This is a genomic window from Acidimicrobiales bacterium (assembly GCA_035316325.1).
Classification (GTDB): Bacteria; Actinomycetota; Acidimicrobiia; order Acidimicrobiales; family VFJN01; genus DASXTK01.
Map to the genome: position 1 here is coordinate 1 of DATHJB010000014.1, position 3,280 is coordinate 3,280.

4 protein-coding genes are annotated in these 3,280 nt (G+C 70.4%); all 4 read left to right on the plus strand.

What is annotated here, in order from left to right; translation table 11 throughout:
- Positions 1 to 181: 181 nt before the first annotated feature.
- On the plus strand, positions 182 to 1,039 hold the full coding sequence (locus tag VK611_01815) for a fumarylacetoacetate hydrolase family protein (protein ID HMG40026.1): 858 nt from the start codon (positions 182 to 184) through the stop codon (positions 1,037 to 1,039).
- Complete coding sequence (locus VK611_01820; protein HMG40027.1) at positions 1,039 to 1,953, plus strand: VOC family protein; 915 nt, start codon at positions 1,039 to 1,041, stop codon at positions 1,951 to 1,953. Before VK611_01815 ends, VK611_01820 begins: the two co-directional genes overlap by 1 nt.
- Positions 1,953 to 2,630 carry a GntR family transcriptional regulator gene (locus tag VK611_01825; GenBank protein ID HMG40028.1) on the plus strand — a complete coding sequence of 226 codons (678 nt, stop codon included), beginning with the start codon at positions 1,953 to 1,955 and terminating at the stop codon, positions 2,628 to 2,630. The genes VK611_01820 and VK611_01825 overlap by 1 nt, the downstream gene beginning before the upstream one ends.
- A 298-nt stretch (positions 2,631 to 2,928) precedes the next feature.
- On the plus strand, positions 2,929 to 3,280 hold a 352-nt coding region (locus VK611_01830; protein HMG40029.1), incomplete at its 3' end, for a DUF664 domain-containing protein.

Sequence of the window (3,280 nt, forward strand, 5' to 3'; positions counted from 1 at the left end):
GAGGAGGTGCGACCGGCCGTGCGCGAGGGCGCGATCAACGAGGGGCGTGTCGTGGTGCGGATCACCCCGTACGGGAGCTTCGAGACCCCGCCGCGGCACGTCAGCTCGGTCGACGACCTCGACGGCCTCACCCACTGGACCAGCTCGGTCCTGCCGTGGAACTGACGGGGCTGGTGGAGCGATGAGGATCGCCAACTACGACGGACGGGTCCACCTCCTCGTCGGGGACGGCGAGGCGAGCGGGATCGACGTCGGGAAGGCGTCGGCGGGTCGCTGGGACGGCACCCCGGCCGCGGTGTTCGACGACTGGCCGGCTTTCCGGTCGTGGGCCGCGGACGTCGACGCCGACGGTCCCGAGCCGCTGGACCCGAGTCTCCTGGGCGCGCCGTCGCCCACCCCCCGCCAGGTGTTCGCGGCGGGTCTCAACTACGCGGCGCACGCGGCCGAAGGCGGGATGGGGCCGCCGGAGGCTCCTCCGATCTTCACGAAGTACCTGTCCTCGCTGGTCGGCCCCTTCGGCGAGATCGCGCTCCCGTCGGCCACGGTCGACTGGGAGGTCGAGCTCGTCGTCGTGATGGGAGCCGCGTCGACCCGCGTGGCCGAGGAGGACGCCTGGGGACACGTCGCCGGGCTCACCATCGGTCAGGACCTGTCGGACCGCGTGGTCCAGATGCAGCCACCGGCCCCACAGTTCAGCTTGGGCAAGTCGTTCCCCGGATTCGGCCCGACCGGACCGTGGTTGGTCACCCCGGACGAGTTCGACGACCCCGACGACCTGCGCCTCGGATGTTCGGTGAACGGCGAGTCGATGCAGGACGGCCGGACCTCGGACCTCATCTTCCCGGTGCCCAAGCTGATCGCGCACCTGTCGAGCGTCGTGACCCTGCACCCGGGCGACCTGATCTTCACCGGCACACCGTCGGGGGTGGGGGTGGGACGCCGTCCCCCCAGGTTCCTGGGCGTCGGTGACGAGCTCACCACGCACATCGAGGGCATCGGCGAGATGCGCCACCGCTTCGTCGTGCCGCAGGACCACTGATGACGGTCCATCGCCTGACGTCGGTCACGGTCGGAGTCCCCGACGTGGCGGCGACCGTGGCCTTCTACGAGGAGTTCGGCCTCACCCGGTCGTCGCCAGGGGTGCTGGCGAGCCGGGACGGCGGGGACCAGCTGCGACTCGTCCCCGCCGAGCGGCGCCGGCTCGTCACCCTCGGGCTCGGCGTCGAGGATCCCGACGACCTCGACCGCATCGCCCGTGACGTGGCTGGCCTCGGCCTTGCCGTCGACCGCGGCCCGGACAGCGTCCGCGTCGTGGACCCGGGGACCGGTGTGGAGGTCGTCGCGGTGGTGGACGAGCCCATCGTCTCCGCCGGCGCCTACGACGTCCCGGCCGCCAACGCGCCGGGGCGGTGGGACCGGGAGCACGCTCGTTCGAGCGCGCTGGACCGGGACGGTCCGGTGCAACCGCGCAAGCTGGGGCACGTCGTCGTCGGCAGCACCGACAGCGACCTGAGCCACCGGCTGTTCGTGGACGGCCTCGGCTTCAGGGTGAGCGATCACGTCGAGGGGGTCGCGTCGTTCCTCCGCTGCTCGACGGACCACCACAACGTGCTGGTGCAGACGGCTCCGACCCCGTTCCTGCACCACACGTCCTGGCAGGTCGACGACGTCGACGAGATCGGCCGGGGTGCCCGGGCGCTCCTCGACGTCGACCCCGGTCGCGATGTGTGGGGCCTCGGGCGGCACCACATCGGGTCGAACTACTTCTGGTACTTCCGCGACCCGGCGGGGAACTTCGCCGAGTACTACTCCGACCTCGACGTCATCGTCGACGACGAGCTGTGGAAGCCTGAGACCTTCAACGACATGCGTGGGCTCTACGCGTGGGGACCGGCCGTCCCCGCCGAGTTCCTGCTCCCCGACGACATCGCCGAACTCTTGACAGGAAGCTGATGGCCGTAGATCCCGGGCCGACGACTCGCTACGACTGGGTGGACGCTCGGCTCCAGGCCGAGATCGCTCTCGGGAACCTCCTGCCGGGTGACCGCGTGAAGGTCAACGACCTCGCCGTCCAGTGGAAGATCAGCCCGACCCCCCTGCGTGAGGCAGTGCAGCGCCTCGCCGCCCGCGGCGTGCTCGTCATGAGCCCCCAGCGGGGCGCCCGGGTCGCCGACGTCTCGCTGGAGGAGGCCCGCGAGCTCTACGAGCTGCGGACCCAGCTCGAACCGCAGGCGTTGCGCAGCTCGATGGAGAACGCCGACCCGTCGTACCTCGACGACGTCAAGGCGACCTACAAGGTGTTCGTCGCCCTGCGGAAGCGGCCGCGCTCGAACCCACCCACCGCCGCCGAGATCTACGGCGCCCACCGCGGCTTCCACGACGCGACCTATGCCCGCTGCACATCCGGGTGGCTCCTGCACCTGGTGAGCGTGCTCATGGACCAGTCGATGCGCTATGTGCGCTACGCCTTCGAGCGGACTGCTCCCCGGCTCGACGAGCACGCCGAGCTGGTTGAGCGCATCGCCGCCGGCGATGTCGACGCTGCCGTCGAGTCGCTCCAGACCCACCTGCTGGAGTCGGCCGCGCACATGGAAGCGGCCTTCGCCCCGGCCCAGGCGCAGGCGCAGTAACCACCTCCGTCGTCATCGACGGCGGCCTGGCCTCCGCTAGTTCTACCTGTCTGACCCCGGACGGAGCTCCGCACGCTCCGATCGCAACGTGCTGCAGCGACGCCCTGCGCCGGTGCCCCGCGAGTAGACGGACGGATGCCCGCCCGCTCAGATCACCCAGTTCCGGACGCTCCACCGGCGCTCGCCAGCTACTCGGGATCGCCGGATCTGCGCTGGTCTGCAGCGCTGTCGGCGCCGGTGATCTGTGTGCCCCGGAGCTGACGTTGGAGGACGCTGTCTTCTCGGTACTGTGCGCGCCGTGTCGGGAGCCGAGGCGTCGCCGGATTCTGAGCGAGCTGGTCTCGTCGAGTTCCTCGACTATCAACGCGAGGCCCTGATCAAGAAGCTCGACGGCGTATCTGACCACGACGCGCTCCGTGCGCCGACCGCGAGCTCCCTGTCGCTGCTCAGCTTGGTGAAGCACTCTGCGATCTGGGAGCGGCGGTGGTTCCAGGTCATCGTGGCCGGTCGCAGGTTCCCCGGCGAATGGCCGGAGGTGCGGACCGAGGAGCCGGATCAGACCTTCCAGCTCACCGATGAGGACACCGTCAAGACCGTGCTCGCGTACTACCGGGAGCAGATCGCCGCGTCGCAGCAGATCCTCGGCAGCT

Coding starts and splice junctions, on each gene's coding strand:
- VK611_01815 (HMG40026.1), top strand. CDS start 182: ATGAGGATCGCCAACTACGACGGACGGGTCCACCTCCTCGTCGGGGAC.
- VK611_01825 (HMG40028.1), top strand. CDS start 1,953: ATGGCCGTAGATCCCGGGCCGACGACTCGCTACGACTGGGTGGACGCT.
- VK611_01820 (HMG40027.1), top strand. CDS start 1,039: ATGACGGTCCATCGCCTGACGTCGGTCACGGTCGGAGTCCCCGACGTG.